The sequence below is a fragment of the Sorangium sp. So ce145 genome (assembly GCF_051525985.1).
Lineage (GTDB): Bacteria > Myxococcota_A > Polyangia > Polyangiales > Polyangiaceae > Sorangium > Sorangium cellulosum_B.
The window spans coordinates 10,049,847-10,071,932 of sequence record NZ_CP150315.1; the positions used below are offsets into that span (position 1 = coordinate 10,049,847).

25 protein-coding genes are annotated in these 22,086 nt (G+C 70.8%); 8 read left to right on the forward strand and 17 right to left on the reverse strand.

Annotated elements, in window-relative coordinates; genetic code table 11:
- Positions 1-44: 44 nt before the first annotated feature.
- Both WMF34_RS37195 and WMF34_RS37200 read right to left on the reverse strand, forming a co-directional pair.
- Positions 45-509, reverse strand: a complete 465-nt coding sequence (locus WMF34_RS37195; protein ID WP_012239934.1) for a serine O-acetyltransferase — start codon at positions 507-509, stop codon at positions 45-47.
- Positions 506-1,612: a glycosyltransferase family 4 protein gene (locus WMF34_RS37200; RefSeq protein ID WP_437990781.1), complete on the reverse strand. Its 1,107-nt coding sequence runs from the start codon at positions 1,610-1,612 to the stop codon at positions 506-508. The genes WMF34_RS37195 and WMF34_RS37200 overlap by 4 nt, the downstream gene beginning before the upstream one ends.
- 500 nt (positions 1,613-2,112) lie before the next feature.
- On the opposite strand from WMF34_RS37200, the gene WMF34_RS37205 reads away from it, so the two are divergent.
- The 7 genes from WMF34_RS37205 (at position 2,113) to WMF34_RS37235 (ending at position 7,897) form a co-directional block, all read left to right on the forward strand.
- Positions 2,113-2,640, forward strand: coding sequence for a MerR family transcriptional regulator (locus tag WMF34_RS37205; RefSeq protein ID WP_231864459.1), 528 nt, complete (start codon positions 2,113-2,115; stop codon positions 2,638-2,640).
- An 18-nt stretch (positions 2,641-2,658) separates the two neighbouring features.
- Complete coding sequence (locus WMF34_RS37210; protein WP_173427476.1) at positions 2,659-3,876, forward strand: IscS subfamily cysteine desulfurase; 1,218 nt, start codon at positions 2,659-2,661, stop codon at positions 3,874-3,876.
- Positions 3,877-3,948: 72 nt separating this feature from the next.
- Positions 3,949-4,398, forward strand: a complete 450-nt coding sequence (gene iscU / locus WMF34_RS37215; protein WP_012239938.1) for a Fe-S cluster assembly scaffold IscU — start codon at positions 3,949-3,951, stop codon at positions 4,396-4,398.
- A gap of 73 nt (positions 4,399-4,471) precedes the next feature.
- Positions 4,472-4,948 (forward strand): HesB/IscA family protein, encoded by a 477-nt coding sequence (locus tag WMF34_RS37220; protein WP_437990782.1) that lies wholly within the window; start codon positions 4,472-4,474, stop codon positions 4,946-4,948.
- A gap of 53 nt (positions 4,949-5,001) precedes the next feature.
- Positions 5,002-5,538 (forward strand): Fe-S protein assembly co-chaperone HscB, encoded by a 537-nt coding sequence (hscB, locus tag WMF34_RS37225; protein ID WP_437990783.1) that lies wholly within the window; start codon positions 5,002-5,004, stop codon positions 5,536-5,538.
- Positions 5,535-7,541, forward strand: coding sequence for a Fe-S protein assembly chaperone HscA (gene hscA, locus WMF34_RS37230; protein ID WP_437990784.1), 2,007 nt, complete (start codon positions 5,535-5,537; stop codon positions 7,539-7,541). Before hscB ends, hscA begins: the two co-directional genes overlap by 4 nt.
- On the forward strand, positions 7,541-7,897 hold the full coding sequence (locus WMF34_RS37235) for a 2Fe-2S iron-sulfur cluster-binding protein (RefSeq protein ID WP_437295123.1): 357 nt from the start codon (positions 7,541-7,543) through the stop codon (positions 7,895-7,897). The genes hscA and WMF34_RS37235 overlap by 1 nt, the downstream gene beginning before the upstream one ends.
- A gap of 76 nt (positions 7,898-7,973) precedes the next feature.
- Here the strand turns inward: WMF34_RS37235 and WMF34_RS37240 are convergent, their stop codons facing one another.
- Entirely contained in the window at positions 7,974-8,249 is a 276-nt protein-coding gene (locus tag WMF34_RS37240) for a hypothetical protein (RefSeq protein WP_012239943.1), read from the reverse strand.
- A 268-nt stretch (positions 8,250-8,517) separates the two neighbouring features.
- Here WMF34_RS37240 and WMF34_RS37245 point away from each other — a divergent pair, with 268 nt between their 5' ends.
- Positions 8,518-9,072, forward strand: a complete 555-nt coding sequence (locus WMF34_RS37245; protein WP_044966720.1) for a DUF4142 domain-containing protein — start codon at positions 8,518-8,520, stop codon at positions 9,070-9,072.
- Positions 9,073-9,127: 55 nt separating this feature from the next.
- Here the strand turns inward: WMF34_RS37245 and WMF34_RS37250 are convergent, their stop codons facing one another.
- From WMF34_RS37250 to gap, 14 genes are all read right to left on the reverse strand, one after another.
- Positions 9,128-9,754: a hypothetical protein gene (locus WMF34_RS37250; protein WP_012239945.1), complete on the reverse strand. Its 627-nt coding sequence runs from the start codon at positions 9,752-9,754 to the stop codon at positions 9,128-9,130.
- Positions 9,751-10,389: a hypothetical protein gene (locus tag WMF34_RS37255; protein WP_012239946.1), complete on the reverse strand. Its 639-nt coding sequence runs from the start codon at positions 10,387-10,389 to the stop codon at positions 9,751-9,753. Before WMF34_RS37255 ends, WMF34_RS37250 begins: the two co-directional genes overlap by 4 nt.
- 161 nt (positions 10,390-10,550) lie before the next feature.
- Positions 10,551-11,015, reverse strand: coding sequence for a hypothetical protein (locus tag WMF34_RS37260; RefSeq protein ID WP_437990785.1), 465 nt, complete (start codon positions 11,013-11,015; stop codon positions 10,551-10,553).
- Between the two features lie 118 nt (positions 11,016-11,133).
- Entirely contained in the window at positions 11,134-12,225 is a 1,092-nt protein-coding gene (gene ychF / locus WMF34_RS37265; RefSeq protein ID WP_012239948.1) for a redox-regulated ATPase YchF, read from the reverse strand.
- A gap of 114 nt (positions 12,226-12,339) precedes the next feature.
- Positions 12,340-13,104, reverse strand: a complete 765-nt coding sequence (locus tag WMF34_RS37270; protein WP_437990786.1) for a formyl transferase — start codon at positions 13,102-13,104, stop codon at positions 12,340-12,342.
- Positions 13,105-13,121: 17 nt separating this feature from the next.
- Entirely contained in the window at positions 13,122-13,679 is a 558-nt protein-coding gene (locus tag WMF34_RS37275) for a hypothetical protein (protein WP_437990787.1), read from the reverse strand.
- Complete coding sequence (locus tag WMF34_RS37280; RefSeq protein WP_044966726.1) at positions 13,676-14,689, reverse strand: hypothetical protein; 1,014 nt, start codon at positions 14,687-14,689, stop codon at positions 13,676-13,678. Before WMF34_RS37280 ends, WMF34_RS37275 begins: the two co-directional genes overlap by 4 nt.
- 231 nt (positions 14,690-14,920) lie before the next feature.
- Positions 14,921-16,039 (reverse strand): DegT/DnrJ/EryC1/StrS family aminotransferase, encoded by a 1,119-nt coding sequence (locus WMF34_RS37285; protein ID WP_437990788.1) that lies wholly within the window; start codon positions 16,037-16,039, stop codon positions 14,921-14,923.
- Positions 16,036-16,710 carry an acyltransferase gene (locus WMF34_RS37290; protein ID WP_012239953.1) on the reverse strand — a complete coding sequence of 225 codons (675 nt, stop codon included), beginning with the start codon at positions 16,708-16,710 and terminating at the stop codon, positions 16,036-16,038. Before WMF34_RS37290 ends, WMF34_RS37285 begins: the two co-directional genes overlap by 4 nt.
- On the reverse strand, positions 16,707-18,299 hold the full coding sequence (locus WMF34_RS37295; protein WP_437990789.1) for a hypothetical protein: 1,593 nt from the start codon (positions 18,297-18,299) through the stop codon (positions 16,707-16,709). The genes WMF34_RS37290 and WMF34_RS37295 overlap by 4 nt, the downstream gene beginning before the upstream one ends.
- A gap of 69 nt (positions 18,300-18,368) precedes the next feature.
- Positions 18,369-18,641 (reverse strand): preprotein translocase subunit SecG, encoded by a 273-nt coding sequence (secG, locus tag WMF34_RS37300; protein WP_012239955.1) that lies wholly within the window; start codon positions 18,639-18,641, stop codon positions 18,369-18,371.
- A 98-nt stretch (positions 18,642-18,739) separates the two neighbouring features.
- Positions 18,740-19,573 carry a triose-phosphate isomerase gene (tpiA, locus tag WMF34_RS37305; RefSeq protein WP_012239956.1) on the reverse strand — a complete coding sequence of 278 codons (834 nt, stop codon included), beginning with the start codon at positions 19,571-19,573 and terminating at the stop codon, positions 18,740-18,742.
- 5 nt (positions 19,574-19,578) lie between these two features.
- Positions 19,579-20,814 carry a phosphoglycerate kinase gene (locus tag WMF34_RS37310; protein ID WP_012239957.1) on the reverse strand — a complete coding sequence of 412 codons (1,236 nt, stop codon included), beginning with the start codon at positions 20,812-20,814 and terminating at the stop codon, positions 19,579-19,581.
- A 4-nt stretch (positions 20,815-20,818) separates the two neighbouring features.
- Positions 20,819-21,844 carry a type I glyceraldehyde-3-phosphate dehydrogenase gene (gene gap / locus WMF34_RS37315; RefSeq protein ID WP_437990790.1) on the reverse strand — a complete coding sequence of 342 codons (1,026 nt, stop codon included), beginning with the start codon at positions 21,842-21,844 and terminating at the stop codon, positions 20,819-20,821.
- Between the last annotated feature and the right edge of the window lie 242 nt (positions 21,845-22,086).

Genomic DNA, 22,086 nt, shown 5'->3' on the forward strand with positions numbered 1-22,086 from the left:
GAGATGCGCCCGGTCACGCGGTCGGGCCGACCCGATCCTGCGGATCAGGCGCTCGGGTTATCCAGCTCGTAGTACTTGAGCTTCCTGTCGGACGCGATGATCCTGAACGGATTCCCGGCGACGACGGAGTTGGACGGCACGTCCTTGTTCACGACGCTGTTGGCTCCGATGATCACGTTATCCCCGATGGTGATGTCGCCGAAGATCGCGCTTCCCGCCCCGACATAGACGTCGTTGCCCAGGCGCGGGACGCCCTGGCTGCCGAAGTTTCTCCCTATCGTGACGTTCTGGCAGATGAGGCAGTTGTCGCCGATGACCGTCCTCGTGTGGATCACGACCCCGAGCCCCCAGTAAGCGAGCCTGAAATTCGCCCCGATCGTGGCCGAGGAGGGGACGAAGACCGCGAACACGAACCTGTTCAACCACGTGATGAGCGTGGCGATGAAGGTCAGGTTGTTCCGATAAAAGAAGTTTCCCAGCCGGTACAGCAGCACAGAAGGGTTCTTCATAGCGTCGACAGCAGGTCTCTGAACTTGGTCACGGCATGACCCATCCTGTTGGTCTGCCTCACCCTCTCGAGCGAGCGCCGCGAGAACTCCTCCAGCAGCGCCGGCTCGCGGAGGACGGTCAGGACCGCCTCGGCGATCTGGCCCGGGCTCCCGACGTCCACCAGGAGCCCATTTCTCCCGGACACGACGAGATCGTTCACGGCGCCCACCCTGCTGGACACGACCGGGACCCCGAGGGCCATGACCTCCAGCAAGGCGTTCGGGAACCCTTCGCTGTGCGAGGTGAACACGCACAGATCGAAGGACGAGATGACCTCGTTCTTGTCCGTCGAGAGCCAGCCCATGTACTCGGTGTTCTCGAGCTGGTTCTCGGAGATGAACCTGCGCACGTCGTCCAGCTCGCTTCCGTCTCCGTAGATCTTGGCGCTGACCGAGGCGTTCGCCCGCTGCAAGAGGAGCATGGCCTCGAGGAAATCGTAAATCCCCTTCTGCCTCTCGATCCGGTTGAAATAGAGCAGCCTCAAGGGCCTGTCCATGGCCTGAGGGTATGCCTTGTGTCCCACGTCGCCGAAGCTGGAGTCGGGCAGCCAGTTCTCGATGACGACGAGTTTGTCCCCGCGCTCCTCGGGGACCAGGCTCTGGAAGAAGCTCCGCCAGGTTTCACTCTGGCATATCACGACATCGCAGGATCTCACGACGGCGCTCAGGTACGACCTGTACAGCCTGCTCCTGGCGACGTTGTCGACGATCGGCCCCGAGCGAGGGAAGATGGCGACCTTCTTGCCGAGCAGCTTGCCGAGGAGCCCGATCGACCCCTTCTCGACGAAGCTCAGCCCCGAGCTCGAGAACAAGAGGACCGCATCCACCCTCGAGAAGAGCAGCGCCCTGACGCACGTCAGCACCCTCGGCGCGATTCTGTGCAGCCTGCGGAGCGCCGATTGCACCCGGATGCTGTCGAGGGTGGAGTCGACGAGGAGGAAATCGAAGTCATCTTTCAGATCGCTCTCGATCAGAGAGCGACAAGCAAAGTACTGCCCACCCATCTTCCCGTCAGCCGGGGGATTGAACGAGCCCACGAACAGGATTCGTTTCTTGTCTGCCATCGGGTCGCTGTCGTCTCGGAGGTGATACCATACCTGTGCGGCGATGGATGGCGGGAACGCCCGCTCGCCGAGCGCCGCGCCGACAGCGCCGGATCGTCACCGAACGGCCCGCGGTCAGAGGAAAGCAGTCAGCCGGACTCGGCACAGGGCGGTGGGGGCGGGCTCTCTGGGCGCGCCCTCCCGCCGCCCCGACCAGCCGCGGCGCGGCCGCGTCCGGCGGCCCGTGACGTTGCTCCTCCGTCACCTCGAGCGGCCACCGATTCCGCCCCCTTCCGCTGTTTCACGCTGGCCCCGTACGACCCGGTTGACAGTCTTGGCGCTCCGACCTACAAGGTCCCCAACCCTCACGCGCACGTAAGGGTCATGGTTTCAACCGAGCACGGTTTCGAGCGCAATGAGCCGATGACCACCCGATGACCACCCGCCACCACCTTCCGCTAGCCCACGAGCAAAGCATCGGGGGGCCCGTCACGTCCAGCACGTCCCGAACGGACGACGTGATGGGGGCTCTCGGTGGTGCCGAGGAGGAGGAGCGCCTCCTTCAGGTGGGGGACATCGCCAAGGCGACCGGGAAAACCGTGCGGGCGATCCACCACTACGAAGAGGTGGGGTTGCTCACGCCGCACGCCCGCTCCAAGGGGCGCTACCGGCTCTACGATCACGCGGCCCTGACCCGCGTCCGGTGGATCGGCAAGCTCCACGACCTCGGCCTGTCGCTGAGCCAGATCCAGCAGATCGTCTCGACCTGGGAGTCGTCCCCTTCGGCCCCCGGCGCGATGGCGCAGATCCGCCACGTCTACCAGCAGAAGCTCGAAGAGGTGCGGGAGCAGGTCGCGCACCTCAAGACCCTCGAGCACGAGCTCGTGGCGAGCCTCGCCTACCTCGACACCTGCGAGACGTGCGACCCGGCAGAGCTCGTCGCCGCCTGTACGAACTGTAACCTCCACGACAAGAGCACGGCTGAGCCCGAGCTCGTCGCCGGCATCCGCGGCAATGGGCATTGCCGCCACGGCTCGAATCACCGCTGAGCGAGAAACACCATGGCTATCCAGCTTCCGATCTACATGGACTACCACGCGACGACGCCCGTCGATCAGCGTGTCCTCGACGCGATGTTGCCGTATTTCAACGGCAAATTCGGCAACGCCGCGAGCCGGAGCCACGTCTTCGGCTGGACGGCCGAGGAGGCGGTCGGCCACGCTCGCGAGACGCTCGCCAGGTTCATCGGCGCCTCGAACCCCAAGGAGATCGTCTTCACCTCCGGCGCGACCGAGAGCGACAACATCGCCATCAAGGGGGTCGCCGAGTTCTACAAGGACAAGGGCAACCACATCATCACGAGCGTCATCGAGCACAAGGCGGTGCTCGACACCTGCAAGCGGCTCGAGAAGCAGGGCTACGAGGTCACCTACCTCAAGGTCGACAAGTACGGGATGGTCGACCCGGACGACGTCGCCCGGGCGATCACCGACAAGACGATCCTCGTCTCGATCATGCTGGCCAACAACGAGGTCGGCACGGTCCAGCCCATCGCCGAGATCGGGAAGATCACGAAATCGAAGGGCATCCTCCTCCACTCCGACGCGGTGCAGGGGGTCGGGAAGGTCCCGTTCAACGTCGAGCAGATGGGGGTCGACCTCGCGTCGGTGACGGCCCACAAGATCTATGGCCCGAAGGGCATCGGCTTCCTGTACGTGCGCAGGTCGAAGCCGCGCGTCCGCATCACCGCGCAGATGGACGGCGGCGGCCACGAGTTCGGCATGCGGTCCGGCACGCTCAACGTGCCCGGCATCGTCGGGTTCGCCAGGGCAGCCGAGATCCTCATGGAGGAGGGCGAGGCGGAGTCGGCGCGCATCCTGTCGCTGCGCGAGCGGCTCAGGAGCCGGCTCTGGAAGGAGCTCGACGCCATCCAGCTGAACGGCTCGCCCGATCGGCGGCTGCCGGGCAACCTCAACGTGTCGTTCAGCTTCGTCGAGGGCGAGGCCATGATGATGGCGATCAAGGACGTGGCGGTCTCGAGCGGCTCGGCGTGCACGAGCGCCAGCCTGGAGCCCTCCTACGTCCTCCACGCGATGGGCATCGGCGACGACCTCGCCCACTCGTCCATCCGGTTCGGGCTCGGGCGCTTCACCACCGAGGAGGAGGTCGACTACGTGGCTGACCTCGTGATCCGGAAGGTGAACAAGCTGCGCGACATGTCGCCCCTCTACGAGATGCACAAAGAGGGGATCGACCTGAACACCGTGCAGTGGGCGGCCCACTGACGAGCGGCGCGGACGCCGCCGGCCCGACAGAGCGAGATTTCGAGACGAAAGGAAACGGTCGAGGAGAGAGCCATGGCATACAGCGATAAGGTCATCGAGCACTACGAGAACCCCCACAACGTCGGCACGCTCGACAAGAATGACGAGCGCGTCGGCACCGGGCTCGTCGGCGCTCCGGCCTGCGGCGACGTCATGCGCTTGCAGATCAAGGTCGGCGAGGGCGGCGTCATCGAGGACGCGAAGTTCAAGACGTTCGGCTGCGGGTCGGCCATCGCGTCGTCGTCGCTCGCCACCGAGTGGCTGAAGGGCAAGACGATCGACGAGGCCGAGACGATCAAGAACAGCATGATCGCCGAGGAGCTCCACCTGCCTCCGGTGAAGATCCATTGCTCGGTCCTCGCCGAGGACGCGATCAAGAGCGCCATCGCCGATTTCCGCGCCAAGCAGCAGGCGAAGAGGGAGCTCGCGGGCGCGGCGCCTTCGGTCCCCGCCGCGGCCGCCGCGACGGCGAGCGCGGAGTAACAGCGCCGGGGCTTCGGGGCGGAGGCGGCCCACAGCACCGGGACCGGAACCGGAACCGGAGAAGGAACGACGCATGCAGAGCAGTGAGCAGACCACGACCAAGCCGGCGGACACCGGGCCGCACGCCGCGCACACCGCAACGGCGGACGGCGCGCCCGCGCGCAGCGACGGGGCCCCCGGCGAGGCGGAGGCCAAGTCGAAGCGGACGCTCTCGGTGAGCGACGCCGCGGTGCAGGCCATCCGGGCGCAGCTCGCCAAGCGCGGCACGCCCGAGGGCGCCATCCGGGTCGGGATCCGCGGCGGCGGCTGCTCCGGGTTCTCCTACGTCATCGAGTTCGAGGACAAGCCGCCCCGGTCCGGCGACCTCGTCCTGGAGTTCGCCGAGCCGGACAAGGCGACCGTGCGCGTCTTCTGCGACAAGAAGAGCATCCTCTACCTGGGCGGCTCGGTGCTCGACTGGGAGAAGACGCTCATGTACCAGGGCTTCAAGTTCAAGAACCCGCACGAGGCGACGCGCTGCGGCTGCGGGCACTCGTTCACGGTGGCCTGAGCCGCCGCAGGGAGCGCCCGCCCGTCGCCGAGGCGCCTTCCCCAGAGCACGCCATGACCGATCCCTTCGATACCCTGGGCGTCGAGCCGCGGTTCGACCTCGACCTGGGCGCGCTGGAGCAGCGCCACCGCGATCTCTCCCGCGCGCTCCACCCCGATCGCTACGCGGGCGCCCCCGCGGCCGAGCGCCGGCTCGCGCTCGGCCGCGCGATCGAGGCGAACGACGCCCTGCGCGTCCTCAGGGATCCGATCCGCCGGGCCGAGGCGCTGCTCCAGCGCGCCGGGGTCGCGCGGGGCGAGGAGGGCGAGAAGAAGGCCTCCCCCGCCCTGCTCATGGAGATGATGGAGTCGCGCGAAGAGCTCGCCGAGGCGGCGAAGGGGCGCGATCCCGCGCGGATCGCGCGGCTCGGCTCGGCGATGCTCGCGCGCGAGCAGGCGACCCTCACGGCGATCCAGGGCGCCTTCGCCGCCGCAGGGAATGATGCGGAGCAGCTGCAGGGCGTGCTCGCCTTGCTCAGCGAGCTCCGCTACATCCGGCGGTTCCTGGAAGAAGTGAGCGCCATCGAAGAAGAGCTCGCAGATTTGAAATGACCCTCCTCGAAATTTTCGACCCCAAGGCAAGGCCCAGCCCGATCGGCATCGATCTCGGGACGACGAACTCGCTCGTCGCCCGCGTGCGGGACGGCCGCCCGGTGGTCATCGACGACTGCAATGGAGAGCGGCTGCTGCCGTCGGTCGTGCACTACGACGAGCGCGGCCGCGCGGTCGTTGGCGACAGCGCGCGGCGGCTCGCGCAGAGCCACCCCCGCGAGACCATCGTCAGCGTGAAGCGCTTCATGGGCCGCGGCGCGAACGATCCGGAGACGCGGCGGCTCGGGCCGTACGAGTTCGCGGAGCCGAAGGGCCCCGAGGACGCGAAGAGCGTGCGCTTCAAGGTGCGGGACGCGGTCGTGACGCCCGTCGAGGTGTCGGCGGAGATCTTGAAGGAGCTCCGCACCTCGGCGGAGCGCGAGCTCCGCTCCGTGGGCGGCGCGGTGATCACGGTGCCGGCGTACTTCGACGACGCCCAGCGGCAGGCGACCAAGGACGCCGGCCGGCTGGCCGGGCTGGAGGTGCTGCGCCTGCTCAACGAGCCGACCGCCGCGGCGCTCGCGTACGGGCTCGACAAGCAGCAGAACGGCCTGTTCGCCGTGTACGACCTCGGCGGCGGGACGTTCGACGTGACCGTCCTCCTGCTCGACAACGGGGTCTTCCAGGTGAAGTCCACCGGGGGCGACAGCTCGCTCGGCGGCGACGACATGGACAGGGCGCTCGCGGAGCGGCTGCTCGAGGAGATGGGCGCGACGCGGCGCACGCCCGAGGTGGTGCGGCTCGCGCTCGACACCGCCCGCAGCATCAAGCACGCGCTGACCGACGCGACGCAGATCGAGATCGAGCTGCCCGTGCAGGCGGCCGAGGCGACGGGCGGCCCGGCGTCGAAGCTGGTCACCGTGACCCGCGACGAGCTGAACGCGCTCATCACGCCGCTCCTGGAGCGCACGGGCGTCGCGTGCCGCCGCGCGCTCCGCGACGCGGGCGTCCAGGCCGCGGACATCGACGGCGTGATCCTCGTGGGCGGCGCGACGCGCGTGCCCCACGTGCGGGACTACGTGGCGCGCCTCTTCGGCAAGGAGCCGCTCAAGGACATCGATCCGGAGGAGGTCGTCGCGCTGGGCGCGGCCATCCAGGCCGACATCCTGGCCGGCTCGATGGATCGCGCGGACGAGGTGCTCCTGCTCGACGTGCTGCCGCTGTCGCTCGGCATCGAGACGATGGGCGGCGTCGCCGAGAAGATCCTGCCGAGGAACACGACGATCCCGGCGGGGGCGCGGCAGACCTTCACGACCTACGCGGACAACCAGACCGGGTTCGACCTGCACATCGTGCAGGGCGAGCGGGAGCTCGCCGCCGACTGCCGTTCGCTCGCGCGCTTCGTGCTGAAGGGGATCCCGCCGATGCCCGCGGGCATGGCGCGGCTCGAGGTGACGTTCCGCGTGGACGCCGACGGCCTGCTCGGCGTGACCGCGCGCGAGCTGACGACGGGGGTCGAGCAGAAGGTCGAGGTCAAGCCGAGCTACGGGCTGACGGACGAGGAGGTCGAGGACATGCTCCTCGCGGCGCTGGACCACGGCGAGGAGGACCTGCTCAAGCGCCGGCTTGTCGAGGCGCGGGTCGAGGGCGAGCGCGTGGCGATGGCGACGCGCAAGGCGCTCGCCGCGGACGCCGATCTGCTCGAGCCCGGCGAGCGCGAGGCGATCGAGGGCGCGCTGACGGGCCTCGACGCGGCGATCCGCGGCGACAAGCCAGGGCTGATCCTCGCGCGCACGGAGGCGCTCGACGAGGCGACGCACGGGTGGGCGGGGCGGCGGATGGACCGCGCCGTGGCCAGGGCGATCGCGGGCAAGCAGGTCGAGGACGTCGAGGCGAAGGTCGCCGCGGCGAAGGGCGTGGACGCGCACCTGGCCGAGCACGGCGGGGGCGACGCGAGCCACGCGCCGGTCGAGGCGAGCGGCGCTGGCCCGGCGAAGGCCGGCGTCGAGGCGAGGAGGAGCTGATGGCCAAGGTCCGATTTCTGGCGCACGGACGCGCGTGGGAGGTCGAGGCCCCGGTGGGCTCGTCCGTCCTCCAGGCGTCGAAGTCCGTGGGCGCGCCCGAGGGCGACGCGTGCGGCGGCGTCTGCGCGTGCTCCACCTGCCACGTCTACGTCACGAAGGGGCGCGAGCTCCTCAGCGAGGCCGAGGAGGACGAGGAGGACATCCTCGACAAGGCCTTCGACGTCCGGTCGACGAGCCGCCTCGGCTGTCAGGCGAAGATCTTGAAAGACGGCGATATCGAGGCGGAGATCTCCCGCGAGAGCCTCGACGCTTTCTACAACGAGCACCCGAACGTGAAGGATCCGCGCAAGGGCTGAGCCGGCGGCGCGGGCCGATCCGCGCGAGCAGCGCGCGCCGCCCGGCGCGATCAACGCGCAACGATGGCAGGGACGGCTACGGCGGCGGCCTCACCTTGGCGGTCGCCGGCTTCGGCTCGCGCTGCGAGGGCGGCGGGCGGCGGAGCTTGTCCAGCTCGGTGCGCGCCTCGGTGGCGATGCGCCGAGCGATGTGGGCGAAGGCCGAGGCGGCCTCCCTGGCCGGCGGCGTCGAGACGATCGCGACGAGGTGCTGCGCGGCCGTCTTCCTGCCGATGGGGACGAGGAAGAAGGTCAGGGCGGCGAGGAGGAACACGACGCCGTTCGTGAGGCGCTTGAAGAACTCGCCGACCACAGGCGCCAACCGTAGATGGAGCGATCGGCCGGGGCCCAGTTCTCGGGGGCCTTTTGCCCTTCCGCCGGGCGCGGCCTGCTGCGCCAAGCCGAGCGCGTGGACAGCGGACCGCCCCATGCTCGCTGCCCCTTGCCAGGGCGCCAGCGACTCACGACATACGGCGAGCGCATCGACCCGGGGGCGCCGAGCAGTGGAGTCCGGCCGTCCCGGGGCGATGGAGCGATCGGCACGGCCGCCGGAACGCGGCCGTGACAAGGAGGGGACTGAGATGCTCAAGCCTGTTCTATTCACCATCATGATGGCGGCAGCGTCCGTGCCGGCCTCTGCCGCTGCAGAGGGGCAGGGCTCGACAGGGCAGCAGGCCCAGGCCAATCAAACCAAGCTCAGCGAGTCAGATCGGGAGTTCGTCGAGAAGGCTGGTCAGGGAGGGCTCCTGGAGGTGCGGCTCGGGCAGCTCGCGAAGCAGCGCACCGCGAGCCCGGAGGTGAAGCGCTTCGCGCAGCGGATGGTCGACGATCACACGGCGATCAACAAGCGGCTCGCGGAGCTCGCGCACCGCAAGGACGCGCTCGTGCCGCAGGAGCTCACGCAGAAACACCGCGAGCACGTCGACAGGCTGTCCAAGAAGACAGGGGTCGAGTTCGACAGGGACTACATGAGCGCGATGGTCGATGACCACCAGCGCGACATCGAGGAATTCGAGAAGGCCTCGAAGGAGGCGAAGGACGCCGACGTGAAGCACTTCGCCGCCTCGACGCTGCCGCAGCTCCAGGAGCACCTCGCGATGGCGAAGCAGGTCCACGGCAAGGTGAAGGGGAAGTAGCGGCGCGAGCGCGCCGGCCCCGCGCGGCGCGGCCGGCGCACCGCCGCCGGCGCGCTCAGGCGACGACGCGCGCCGCGCGCTCGGGCCTCTCCGCCGGCGGCGGGGTCGTCCTCGACCTCGCCGCGCCGCGGACGGGCGCGAGCTTGCCCCGGAGCTTCTGATACGCGGCCGTGTCGACCGGCTCGCCCCGGACCCAGGTGCGGATGAACGGCGCCACCCCGGACTCCCAGGCGGCCCCGAGGCGGAGCGCGAGGAACTCGCCGTAGAGCGCGGTGAAGAGCGTCTCGAGCTCCTCGATGAGGTACATGCGCTCGTAGAACTGCTCGTCCACGGCGTCCTTGACGACGCTCGGGATCTTCACGCCCGAGAGCGAGAACGCGTCGGCGTTGAACAGGAAGGCGTACTCGAGCTCTCCGCGCGTGACGCGGACGCGCGCGTGCGACGGGAGCTTGCCCTGGCGCAGCGCCTCGTGGGCCTCGGGGGCGCTGCTCGGCGCCGCGCCCTTGAGCCGGCTCTGCTCCTTCTCCTGGACGAGCGTGATCTGCCCCTCGAGCCAGAGCTCGCAGACGCCGAGGGCGTCCAGCGAGAAGCGGCCCTCGAAGAGCTCGCTCTCGAACCAGAGCCAGACGAGGAATTCGCGGCCGACGAACCGGCGCTGCTCGATCAGCTCAGCGAGGCTCACAGGGCACCTCCAAGGGTCGATTCTGCGTGGAAGACCGTGGGCTTGAGCAGCTCGAACGCGGCCAGCTGCTGGGCCGACAAGCCGAGCTCACGGGCGGCCGTGTACGGGCTCTCCGGCACGAGATCGAGCTCGAAGGTCTCTTCGAAGAGCTCCGAGAGCCCCTCGTGCGCGCGCGGCGACTGGTTCCAGAACCGGACGACGCCGGCCTCCAGGTTCCAGGACAGATCCACGACCTTCATCACCGGCATGAGCTGCGCGCGGAGCTTCCTCGACACGACGGCCCGGAGCTCCTCCTTCTCGCGCCGCCCGAGCTTCTCGCGCCCGCGCTTCGCGAGGTGCTCCCGCTCCGCCTCGGCGAAATGCGCCTTGAAGAGCGCCGAGGGCACCTGCCAGCGATCGGTCCTGAGCCCGAGGTTGATGTACGAGTTGAAGAAGATCTTGCCGTGATCGAGCTCGCAGTCGAGCGGATTCTCGATGGAGCACCACCCGGCGCGCTGCTCCGCGTCCTCTTCGACCGTGAGCGGCCGGAACGCGCGGAGCCGGATTCGCTCGACGAACTTGTCGCGGAACCCCTCGGTGAGCTCGCCGCGGACATAGAACTTCGAGAATGAGATGGATCCTTTGAGTGCGCCCAAATGATCGTCCTTTCGTCTCGTGAAGGCGCAGGAGGTAGCCGAGCGGATCCAGGGGGTCAAAAAACCGGACGGGGCGCCGCGGCCATCGGGCGGAGAACGACGACGAACAGCGACGAACGGCGATGGCCCCAGCCGCCAGGCGGGCTGGGCAGGGGGCGCGGTCAGAGCGGCTGGACGAGCGGCGGGCGCAGCCAGCGGCCCGAGAACGGGCCAGTGAGATAGAAGCGATAGTGAAGGAAATACGGCTGCTCGTCGGGCCCGCAGAAGACGACGGTGGCTCGCAGGAAGCGGCCGAAGACGTCGTCGCCGGGCTCCGCGGATGGCCTGTGGCCGATGGCCGGCGCGGGCACCGCAGGAAAGCGGGGCGGCGCGCCCTCCGAGAACCCGCGCGGCACATCGCACGGCGCGGGCGGAACAGGCGCCCGCGCCGCGCCGCCGCCCGGGTCCGGGGCGCCCGCCTCCTCGGGCGGGACGTCGGTGGCAGCCGCGACGCAGCCCGCCGCGGCGCTCCCCAACGAGGAGAGGAGAACCAGCACACGCCATGCGCCGACGCTCGCCCTGGGCACCGTCCTGCCTCCGTCCGAGAAGCGCGAGGTCCGCGGAGCGCCGGCGGTCGTGGCCGGCACACCGCGCCTGCGCGAACGCCGGAGGAGCAACGGCGGTGCCGCGCCGCCCGCGAAGCAGGGGTGCACCGGGCGCCCTCGAGGAGAGCGACGGCAGCGGGCGCGCTCGTGGGACGGACGGTCAGACGTTGAAGAGGAAGTGCGCGACGTCGGCGTCCTGGAAGACGTACGTCTTGCCCTCGACGCGCAGCTTGCCTGCGGCGCGGATGGCGGCCTCGGTCCTGTGCTCGACGAGGTCGTCCACCTTGTAGACCTCCGCCCGGATGAAGCCCTTCTCGAAATCGCTGTGGATGACCCCCGCGGCCTGCGGGGCCGTGCACCCGATCGGGATCGTCCAAGCGCGGATCTCCTTGGGACCGGCCGTGTAGTAGCTCTGGAGGCCGAGCAGCCGGTAGGCCTCGCGCGCGAGCGTCGAGAGCGCCGGCTCCTTCATGCCGAGGCTCTCGAGCATCTCCTTGCGCTCGTCGGGCGCGAGCTCGTTCAGCTCCGCCTCGAGCTTGCTGCAGACCGGCACGACGCCGCTTCCCTCGGAGGCGGCCCGCTCGCGCACCTTCGTCGCGAGCGGGCCCGTGCCGGAGACGTCGGACTCGTCGACGTTCGCCACGTAAAGGACCTTCTTCGCCGTGATCAGGCCGAACGTCTTCACGACCTTCCGCTGATCGTCGTCGAAGGAGAGCCCGCGGACGGGCTTGCCGGCCTGGAGCGCCTCGAGGCACTTCTCCATGAGCGCGATCTTCGGGAGGAGCTCCTTGTCGCCCTTGGCCTGCTTCCGCGTGCGCTCCAGCATCCCCTCAAGGGAGCCGAGGTCGGCCAGCATCAGCTCCGTCTCGATCGTGTCGATGTCGCGGAGCGGGTCGACCCCGCCGTCGACGTGCACGACGTCCGCGAGCGTGAAGCAGCGGACGACGTGGAGGATGGCATCTACCTCACGGATATGACTCAGGAATTTGTTCCCGAGCCCCTCGCCCGTGCTCGCGCCGCGCACGAGCCCGGCGATGTCGACCACCTGCACCATGGCGGGGATGATCTTCTCGGACTTGATGAGCTTCGCGAGCGTCGTGAGCCGGTCGTCAGGGACAGGGACGGCGCCGACGTTGGGCTCGATCGTGCAGAAGGGGTAATTCTGCGCCTCGGCCTTGGCGGCCGTCAGCGCGTTGAACAGGGTGCTCTTGCCCACGTTGGGCAGTCCGACGATGCCAACCTCGACGCTCATGGCGCGCACGTCTAGCACAGGCAGGGTCGCGCGGCCCGGCCCCGTGGGCAGCGCCGCCCCAGCGAGATTCCCGGCTGGCCCGCGGGCCGTCGCCGCGGCGCCGCCGGGGCGTGATCAGCCGGCGAGCGCCCGGAGCCGCCGCGCCGCGATCGCCGCGATCGCCGGGTGCAGCACGAAATGCTGGCGCCCCGCATCGGCGGCCTGGGGGGCAGGCGTCAAGGTCCCGTCGCGCAGGCCGCGCACCGCGCGACACATGAGCTCAAGTCCGACGCGCTCGACGCGCCTCATCACGGCCGGGTGGTCGTCCCCGGGCTCGAGCGCGAACCGCTCGACCAGCAGGACGGGCCCGGTGTCGACACCCGTGTCGATGAGGTGCACGGTGACCCCGAGCTCGGGCGGGCCGTCCTCGAGGAAGGGCCACAGCGCGACGTCCATGCCACGGTACCTGGGCAAGACGCCCGCATGGGCGTTGAGGACGCCGATCCTGGGAATCGCCAGCAGCGGAGCGCGAAGCAGGCCGCCGCCCGCGAACACGATCAGGTCGGGCGCGGCGGCCCGGAGCACGGCGAGCGATCGGTCGTCGTTGTGGTTCTGGACCACGTGGAACCGCGCGCCGATCGCCGCGGCGACGTCTCGCAGGGACGCCCCGGGGAGCCCCTCCTCGGCGGCGATGTCCCGCACCGATCGCTCCCCCTCGCGGGGGGACGAGAGGCTGCCCACCAGGACCTTGCCGGTGACCTTGGCGAGCACGCGGCCGGGCGTGGTGAGGCGGAGCTCGTCGCGGAGCCGGTCGAGCTGGTAAGGCGCTCGCAGCAGGACGTCGGTCAGCTCGATGCCGTCGGTGCGACCGAGCCGCCACGCGAGCAGCCGCGCGTACATGCTCGTATGCACGGGCGCTAGGAGCGCGATGCGCATTGCGCCTCCAGCTCCGCGAGGGCGGATTCGACGTCGCGGAGCGCCGCGGCCCAGTCCGCGGCGACCTCGGGTCCGACCCGCCGCGACATCCCCGGCGCGAACCGATCCGCGAGCTTGAGGGCGGCGTTGAGCAGCCGCCAGTCGCGGCGCGCTGGCGCCTGCCGCGCGAGCAGCGAGCAGACGGCAGCGCGCTCACGCGCGACGCCGGCGCGATCCTGCAGCGGCTCGATCTCCGCCAGGGCGTCGCCGCGACGCAGCTCGACATGACGAAGCAGCCGCTCGAGCTCCTCGGCTCCCCGCGCGTCGCCCGCGGCGAGCGCCGCCTCGATGTCGGCGCACGCGCCGGCGCGCCACCGGCGCTGCTCCAGCGCCGGGCGGAGGGCGCCCTCGGCGCGCGCCGGCGCGGCGCGGGTCACCCCGGACGCCGCCCGTCGCAGCGCCGCCTCGAGGCGGCTCCGGCGCTCGCGCCCCCGGGCGGGATCATCGAGCCACACCGCGGCGGCGCGGACGCCCGCCAGCACGCGATCGCGCAGGGTCACGGCAAGCCCCCGTCGATCGCGATACGCACGCTGCTCCCGTCCAGGCCCACGAGCGCCTCTCCGCTCAACCAGAGATCGTCCTGACGCAGATGCCCAGACGGCAGCGTGAGGACACCGTTCTTGAACAACCAGTAAGGACTCCATCGATCCTTGCGGAAGCAGGCGAGCTCCCGCCAGGTGATCCCGTCGCGGCTCGCGAGGACGGCCGCCGTGTCGCGGTGAACCCCGGCGCCGCGCTCGACGACCGTGAGCGCGATGAGCACCGGACCTGGGAGCTGGGCCCCGTGCCACGCCGAGGCGGGGATCGCACAGCCCACCTCCAGGGCGAGCGTGCGTCGATCGGCGCGGCATGCATGGTTCTGCGTCACCTCGGAGTCGGTCAACCAGCACACGTGGTCCGCGGTGAAGAACAGCTGCACGGCGCGCCAGCGCTGCGTGCCGTCGCCGAACCTCTCGATCGTGCGGAACCAGTCGCGCGTTCGCCACAGGTAGCACTCGCCGTCGAGATCACCGGTGGTCACCCACGCCGCGCCGGCGTCGAACGGGTCGGCGAAGATGCCATGAACATGCCGCACCGACCTCGCGGAGAACTCGTGGGCTACATCGACGCGGTCGCCGTCAGGGGCGACCCGGTGAACGCGCACCGGGCCACGGCGCTCGTTCCTCGTGTACTCGCCGAGGTACGCGGCGCCGAGAGGGTCCTCCGCGATCCCGCGGTGCAAAACGCAATCGCCGGCGATCGTGCCCAGCGGCGCCGGATCGCGCCCCTCCTCGAGCCGGTAGATCGTCCCCGCGCGGACCCCGATGACGACGCCGCGCGACGTGCGGTACACATTGCACTTGTCGGCGCGCGCCGCCCGGACGAGCAGGCGCTGGAAGGCCATGGCGTCACGCGGCATCGCCGCGGGAAACCGGCAAAACGGCTCGAAAGCGCCGACGCCGCGGGCGCGGCGCAGCACGACGCGCCCATGGCTCGCCCAGACCGTGCCGTCCGCGTCTATGTGGTGCACGGCCGAGACCGCCGGAGCCCGCTCCCGTACAGAGACCCCCAGCGCGAGGTGATCGCTGGAAGGAGTCGGGGTGATGGCGCGAACGGGCAACATCGTCAGCGCGGCGCACGCTAGCACCCGCTCGCGCGATCCGGCAAGCCGGAGCCCGGCGTCACGGCGCACGCACGCGCGCCGCGCTCGACGCGAGGCGCGGCTCAGGTGCCTTGACGCCGCCGCGCCGAGGCGCCCGGCTCAAGCGAAGAACGAGGCGATAGCGGCCGCCACGCGGGCGACCTCCTCGCCTGTGAGCTCGGGAAAGATCGGGAGCGCGAGCGTGTCGCGCGCCGCCGCCTCGGCGACCGGAAGGGAGCCCTCCGGCGGGCCAAGGCGCGCGAAGCAGGGCTGGAGGTGGAGCGGCGCGGGATAATAGATCTCGGTGCCGATGCCCTGCTCCGCGAGCGAGCTCCGCAGCGGATCGCGCAGAGAGGCATCCTTCAGGCGAATCACATACTGATTGAACGTGCGCCCCGCGGCGCCGGCGTCCGGCAGCGCGAGGGGCAGATCTCGCCCGCCGAGCAGCGCGGCATACCGCGCGGCGTGCTCGCGCCGCCGCTCGAGGAGCGCGCCGAGCCGCGGGAGCTTGCGCCGGAGGAGCGCCGCCTGGAGCGCGTCGAGCCGGAAGTTGCCGCCGACGCGGGTGTGATGGTGCTTCTTCCGAGCGCCCTGCGCCCTGAGCGTCCGGACGCGCTCGGCGAGCTCGTCGTGATCGGTGGTCACGAGCCCGCCATCGCCGAAACCGCCGAGGTTCTTGGTCGGGAAGAACGAGAAGCACCCCATGAGCCCGAGCGCCCCGGCGCGGCGGCCGCCGCGCTCGGCGCCGAACGCCTGGGCCGCGTCCTCGATGACCGGCAGGCCGCGACCGCCCGCGATCGCGAGGAGCTCGTCCATGGGCGCGCAGCCGCCGAAGAGGTGGACGGCGAGGATCGCCCGGGTGCGCTCGGTCAGGGCGCGCGCCGTGGAGGCGGGGTCGAGGTTCAACGAGCCAGGGAGCACGTCCGCGAAGACCGGCGTGGCGCCGATGCGATGGATGGCGCCCGCGGTCGCGAAGAACGTGTAGGCGGGGCACACGACCTCGTCGCCCGCGCCGACGCCGAGCGCCATCAGCGCGACGAGCAGCGCGTCGGTGCCGGAAGAGACGCCGATCGCGTGCCGGACGCCCAGGTACGCGGCGCACTCCGACTCGAAGGCCTCGACCTCCGGACCGAGGATGTAGTGGCCGCTCCGGAGGACCGACTGGAACACGGCGGAGAGCTCGTCCTGCATGGCGAGATCGCCGCGGGCTCGATCGAAGAAGGGAACGGGCGCGGTCATCCGTCGGTGTCCTCCGGGGAGAGGGGATCGCGGTAATGGCGCGTGGCCGCGGCGCGGGGCCGGGCGAGCGGCGCGTCCTCGTCGAGGTCGAGGCAACGGACGATGTCGCCGCGGCGCTCGTAGCGAAAGCCGCTCTCGGGGCAGCGCAGGAGGCCGTCGCGCGAGGCGACGAGCTTGTGACCGTGGCGGCTCATCCAGCCGGTTCGCCGGGCCGGCACGCCGGTGACGAGCGCATAGTCGGGCACGTCGCGCGTGACGACCGCGCCGGCGCCGACGAACGCATGGCGCCCTATCGTGACGCCGCAGACGATGGTGGCATTGGCGCCCACGGTGGCGCCGCGACGGATGCGCGTCGTGTCGAGGAACGCGCGTCGGTCGATCGGGGCACGCGGGTTGACGACGTTGGTGAGCACCGCGGACGGGCCGAGGAACACGTCGTCCTCGACCAGCGTGCCGTCATAAAGAGACACGTTGTTCTGGATCCGGACGCCATCGCCGATGACGGCGGTGCCCGCGACGAAGACGTTCTGGCCAAGGACGCAGGCGCGGCCGATCCGCGCCCCCGCCGAGACATGGCAGAAGTGCCACACCTTCGTCCCCTCGCCGATGTCGCAAGGCTCGTCGATGCACGCGGACGGGTGCGCGAAGAAGGGCTTTGCGGGCTCGCTCATGGCTCCCTGTCCGCGGGGCCCCTAGAGCCCCCCTCCGGCAAGGCCCCCAGCGCGCCGCCTGCCGGAGGCACCGGCCAGATCCCCCAGGCGCCGCGCGTCGCGAGCGGCGGGCCGGCGAAATCGATGACGGGCGGCCTGACGCGCCCGATGAGGTAAGCGGCGCCCAGGCCGGCGGCGCGGCGCGCGAGCGAGGCGGGGTCCTCGAAGCTCGAGCGGACCGGCGGATCACGGGGATCGATCGAGCGATCGGGGTGCACCCCCTCGGGACGCCCCAGGGCGGCGAGCGCCGCGAGGTGGCCATAGTCGACGACCTCGAGGAGGAGGGGCGCGGAAGGAGGCGTGAGCTCCGCGGCGGCGCGGCCGATGGCGACCTCGTCCCTCCGCGGATTGAAATGCTCGCGGCGCAGGTGCGGGCGGAAGAAGGCGCCGAGGGCGAGCACCACCAGCAGCGCGCCGCCGAGGGCGCGCCGCGCGCCGGCCGAGGCGCCCCGGAAGGCGCGCGCCGAGAGATCTCCGACGGCGAGGGCGAGCAAGAGCAACGCGAGGAGGGTCGCTCGCTCGGGGTGGTGGGTGGGCGCGCCGTCGCGCACGAGGGCGAGCGAGAGCGCCGCGATCTGGAAGGCGGCGACGGCGCCGGGGAGCGCGTACGGACGGGCCGCGCGAAGGAGCGGTGGAAGCGGTCGGGCCGCCCCCGGCGCAGCGCCGCGGCGGGCACGCCATGCGACGAGGGCGATGGCGATGGGCCACGCGAAGAGCTCCGGCTCCTCGCGGACCATCGCGGCAGGGTACGCGAAGAGCCGCAGCAGCGAGCCGTCGCCGCCCGGGCCGATCGCGTTGCGGTAGGAGGCGACGCGGGCCAGGAAGTGCAGCGCGTCGCCGTGAGCGACGCGGTTCCACGCGATCCAGGCGGCGGGCCCGGCGAGCGCGACGAGCGCGGCGAGCGCGAGCTTCGCCTGCGCGCCGCGGCCCTGGCCGAGGCGGGCGGCAGCGAGCAGCGCCATCGCCGCGAAGGCGACGGCGACGGACCAGGGTTCGTAGCGGGAGAGCGTCGCGAGCACGAGCGCGAACGCGCCGAGGAGGGCGCGCCCAGCCGGGGGCGCAGGCCCGGCCGGCGGCGTGACGAGCGACGCCACCGCGAACAGCGAGAGGGCGGCGGTCGGCAGCTCGGGGACCGTCGCCACGCCGAGGCAAGCGCTCCAGGGGAAGGCGCCGGCGAGCAGCGCGCCGGCGAGCGCGGCGCGGCGGTCACCCGTGATCCAGCGGGCGGCGAGGTGGACGAGCGCGGCCGAAGCGAGGCCGAGGACGAACGCGATGGCGCGGGCGACCTCGAGGGTCGGCGCGAAGAAGCCCCCGAGAACGCGGAAGAGCGCGCCGTTGAGCCAGAAAGGGACAGGCAGCCAGCTGGTCCCCGTCGGGTCGAGCCGGGGCGCGTGGGCCCACGCCTGCGCGAGGACCACGCGCGCGAAGTCGTCATCGCTCACCGCCCGGAAGCCGAGCGCGAGGACCAAGGCGGAGACGACCGCCTTGGCGAGGGCGACGAGGGCAAGGTCGCGCGCGAAAGGGACGGAGACGGTCGACGCCGCCTCCACGGACGACCTCGCCTCGAGCGCCCTACCCGCTTCCCTCCCCGACGCGGGGGCGGGCCCTAGCACGCGGGCCTACTTTTCCTGGGATTTCTCGAACTCGCGCAGCTCGCGGTCGCCCGCCGACGAGAGGTAGGCGAGCGACACGCTCGTCGCCATGAAGACGACGGCGCAGGCGGCCGTGAGGCGGGTCATGAAGTTGCCCGCGCCGCGGCCGCCGAACACCTGCGCCGTCGCGCCGCCCATGGCCGAGCCCATCCCGCCCCCGCGGCCCTGCTGGAGGAGCACGACGAGGATCAGGAACAGACAGACGAACACGTGCACGATGTTGAGGAACGTGTGAAGCATCGGCGTCTTTCAGCTAGGTGAGTCTGGACCGCGCGAGGGACCCAAGGGGCAAGTGGGCAGGCCGGCGCTCCCGTGGCGAGACGGGAGCGGCCTGCGATCTACCCCTGTTCCGCGCGCTCCGCCAGTCGGTGAGCGGCGTCGACGATCTTGGCGAAGCCAGCGGCGTCGAGCGAAGCCCCGCCGACCAGCGCGCCGTCGATATCGTCCTGGGCGAGCAGCGCCTCGGCGTTGTCGGCCTTGACGCTGCCGCCGTAGAGGATGCGCGTGACGCCCGCGAGGTCCTCCGAGGCCTTCGCGAGCAGGCCGCGGATGAACGCGTGAACCTCCTGGGCGTCCTCGGCGCGCGCGACCTTGCCCGTCCCGATCGCCCAGACCGGCTCGTAGGCGATGACGCCGAAGCCGGGCTGCTTCGCGAGCTCGTCGAGGACGGCGCGGACCTGCCGCTCGACCACGGCGAGCGTCTCACCCGCCTCGCGCTGCTCGAGCGTCTCGCCGACGCAGACGATGGGGCGCAGCTCGGCGGCCATCGCCGAGGCGACCTTCCGGGCGACCGACTCGTCGGTCTCGGCGAACAGCTGCCGCCGCTCGCTGTGCCCGAGGATCACCCAGGTCGCGCCCGCGTCCTTGAGCATGCCCGAGGAGACCTCGCCGGTGAACGCCCCGGAGACCTCGGCGCTCATGTTCTGCGCGGCGATGCCGACCTCGCTCTTCGCCTCCGCGAGCTCGTGGGCCACGGCGGCGATCGCCGTGAACGGCGGAGCGACCACCACCTCGGCCCGGGTGAGCTCGCGCGTCGCCTTGGCGACGGCCGCCGAGAGAGGACATGCGTCCTGGCCCCCGGCGTTCATCTTCCAGTTGCCGGCGATGAGCGGACGACGCGAGGCCGCCCGCGGGGCGGCGCCCGCCTCCGCGGACGTGCCCCCATCGTTCACGGGCTTCACTCGCTCACCTCGGCCGACCGGAGCGCCTCGACGCCCGGGAGACGCTTGCCCTCGATGAGCTCGAGCGAAGCGCCGCCGCCGGTCGAGATGTGATCGAAGCCCTTGGCGATCTGCTCGCCGGCCTGCTTGACCGCCGCCGCGCTGTCGCCGCCGCCGACCACCGTGAAGCCGGAGGCGCCGCTCATGATGCGCGCGACGTCGAACGTGCCCTTGGAGAAGGCCGGCGTCTCGAAGAGGCCCATCGGGCCGTTCCAGAACACCGTCTTCGCCCGCTCGATCGCCTGGCCGAACTGCTCGATCGAGCGGGGGCCGATGTCGAGCGCCATCGTGCCCTCGGGGATCGCGTCGACGGACGCGGGCTCGCCCTGCGTCGCGTCGATGCTCGAGGCGACGACGGCGTCGACGGGCAGGAGGAGCTGGATGCCCCGATCGCGCGCCTTGCTCATGATCGTGCGCGCCAGCGGGAGCTTGTCCTCCTCGATCCGGCTCTTCTGCAGGTTCTTGCCCTGCGCGGCGAGGAAGGTGTTCGCCATCGCGCCGCCGATGCACAGGGTGTCGACCACGTTGAGGAGCGCCTCGACGACGTCGATCTTGTCGGAGACCTTGGCGCCGCCGAGGACGGCGACGTAAGGCTTCTCCGGGCGATCGACGAGCCGGGTCAGCGCCTTGAGCTCCTTCTGGAGGAGGAGGCCGGCGGCGCGCTCGCGCATGAGGCGCGGCAGCGCGTGCACCGACGCGTGGGCGCGGTGCACGGCGCCGAAGGCGTCGTCGACGTAGACGTCGCAGAGCTCGGCGAGCTGGCGCGCGAACCCCTCGTCGTCCTTCTCCTCCTCCTCGTGGAAGCGGAGGTTCTCGAGGAGGCAGATCTGGCCCGCGCGGAGGTCGTAGATGACCTTCTTGGGCGAGTCGCCGACACAGTCGTCCGGCAGGTGGACCTCGTAGCCCGTGAGCTCACTGAGCCGCCCCCCGCACGGCTCTAGCGAGAGCCCCTCGGTCTTGCCCGGCTTCGGGCGGCCGAGGTGCGACGCGAGGATCACCTTCGCGCCCGCCTCCATGACGAGCTTGATCGTCGGGATCGCCTCGCGGATGCGCGAGTCGTCCGTGATCTTGCCCGTCTTCTTGTCGAGCGGGACGTTGAAGTCGACGCGGATGAAGACGCGCTTGCCGCTGAGGCCAGCGGCGCCCCCGGCGGCGGCGAGGTCTTCGACGGAGCGGATTCCGGTGAGCTTCACGGCGCTAGACGCCCTTCCTCGCCACGAGCTGCGCGAGGTCGATCATGCGGTTCGAGAAGCCCCACTCGTTGTCGTACCACGAGAAGATCTTCGCGAAGCGATCGCCGAGGACCGACGTCATGGTCGCGTCGAAGGTGCTGGACGCGGGCGAGCCGATGAAGTCGCCCGAGACGAGCTCCCGATCGGTGTAGTCGAGGACGTCCTTCATCGGCCCCTGCTCGGCGGCCTGCTTCATCGCGGCGTGGATGCTCTCCTTCGTGATCGGCTTCTCGGTCTCGAGGGTGAGGTCCACGAGCGAGACGTCGACCGTGGGGACGCGGACCGCGAGCCCGTCGAACTTGCCCTTGAGCGCCGGGATGACCTCGGACAGCGCCTTCGCGGCGCCGGTGCTCGAGGGGATCATGTTGACCGCGGCGGCGCGCGCGCGGCGCAGGTCGCCCTTGCGGTGCGGGACGTCGAGCAGGTGCTGGTCGTTCGTGTACGAGTGGACCGTCGTCATCAGGCCGCGGACGATGCCGAAGTTGTCGAGCATCACCTTGGCGATGGGGGCGAGGCAGTTCGTCGTGCAGGAGCCGCACGAGATGATCGTGTGCTTCTGCGCGTCGTAGAGTTCGTCGTTCACGCCCATCACGACGGTGAGGTCGTGGCCCTTGGCCGGCGCGCTGATGATCACGCGCTTGGCGCCCGCGTTGATGTGGCCGGCGGCCTTCGCCTTGTCCGTGAAGAGGCCCGTGCACTCGAGGACGATGTCGACGCCGAGGCTCTTCCACGGCAGCTCGGCCGGATCCTTCAGCGCGAGGACCTCGATCTTCTGGTCGCCGATGCTGATGTGCTTGTCGCCGGCGCCGACCTTCGCCGCCTTGAACTCGCGGTGGATCGAGTCGTACTGGAAGAGGTGGGCGAGGGTCTTCGGATCCGTCAGGTCGTTGATGGCGACCAGCTCGATATCCTTCACGCCGCGCTCGTAGAGCGCGCGGACAATGCAGCGTCCAATGCGCCCAAAACCGTTAATTGCGATCTTCGTCGCCATCACGAACTCCTGGGAAAGTGGCCGGCGCGAGTCGTAGTCACCTCGCGCGCGACGGTCAAGCAAAGCCTCAGCCACGGGGCGCCGGCGACGTGGAGCGCCGGCGGCGACGGGGCCGCGGCCGGCTGGCCGGAGCGGCGCCTCGCCGGGAGGGCTTTCGGTCGGTATTTGGGGTGGTTTCGGCCTGTGGGAAGGGGAGCGCTGGCGCGCTCGGGCGTTGCCGCGCCGGGATCTGTCACGCCGGC

Excerpts from the sequence above, each read along its gene's own strand:
- WMF34_RS37195 (WP_012239934.1), bottom strand. The coding sequence starts at position 509 with ATGAAGAACCCTTCTGTGCTGCTGTACCGGCTGGGAAACTTCTTTTAT.
- WMF34_RS37200 (WP_437990781.1), bottom strand. The coding sequence starts at position 1,612 with ATGGCAGACAAGAAACGAATCCTGTTCGTGGGCTCGTTCAATCCCCCG.
- WMF34_RS37205 (WP_231864459.1), top strand. The coding sequence starts at position 2,113 with ATGGGGGCTCTCGGTGGTGCCGAGGAGGAGGAGCGCCTCCTTCAGGTG.
- iscU (WP_012239938.1), top strand. The coding sequence starts at position 3,949 with ATGGCATACAGCGATAAGGTCATCGAGCACTACGAGAACCCCCACAAC.
- WMF34_RS37220 (WP_437990782.1), top strand. The coding sequence starts at position 4,472 with ATGCAGAGCAGTGAGCAGACCACGACCAAGCCGGCGGACACCGGGCCG.
- hscB (WP_437990783.1), top strand. The coding sequence starts at position 5,002 with ATGACCGATCCCTTCGATACCCTGGGCGTCGAGCCGCGGTTCGACCTC.
- hscA (WP_437990784.1), top strand. The coding sequence starts at position 5,535 with ATGACCCTCCTCGAAATTTTCGACCCCAAGGCAAGGCCCAGCCCGATC.
- WMF34_RS37235 (WP_437295123.1), top strand. The coding sequence starts at position 7,541 with ATGGCCAAGGTCCGATTTCTGGCGCACGGACGCGCGTGGGAGGTCGAG.
- WMF34_RS37245 (WP_044966720.1), top strand. The coding sequence starts at position 8,518 with ATGCTCAAGCCTGTTCTATTCACCATCATGATGGCGGCAGCGTCCGTG.
- ychF (WP_012239948.1), bottom strand. The coding sequence starts at position 12,225 with ATGAGCGTCGAGGTTGGCATCGTCGGACTGCCCAACGTGGGCAAGAGC.
- WMF34_RS37270 (WP_437990786.1), bottom strand. The coding sequence starts at position 13,104 with ATGTACGCGCGGCTGCTCGCGTGGCGGCTCGGTCGCACCGACGGCATC.
- WMF34_RS37285 (WP_437990788.1), bottom strand. The coding sequence starts at position 16,039 with ATGACCGCGCCCGTTCCCTTCTTCGATCGAGCCCGCGGCGATCTCGCC.
- WMF34_RS37290 (WP_012239953.1), bottom strand. The coding sequence starts at position 16,710 with ATGAGCGAGCCCGCAAAGCCCTTCTTCGCGCACCCGTCCGCGTGCATC.
- secG (WP_012239955.1), bottom strand. The coding sequence starts at position 18,641 with ATGCTTCACACGTTCCTCAACATCGTGCACGTGTTCGTCTGTCTGTTC.
- gap (WP_437990790.1), bottom strand. The coding sequence starts at position 21,844 with ATGGCGACGAAGATCGCAATTAACGGTTTTGGGCGCATTGGACGCTGC.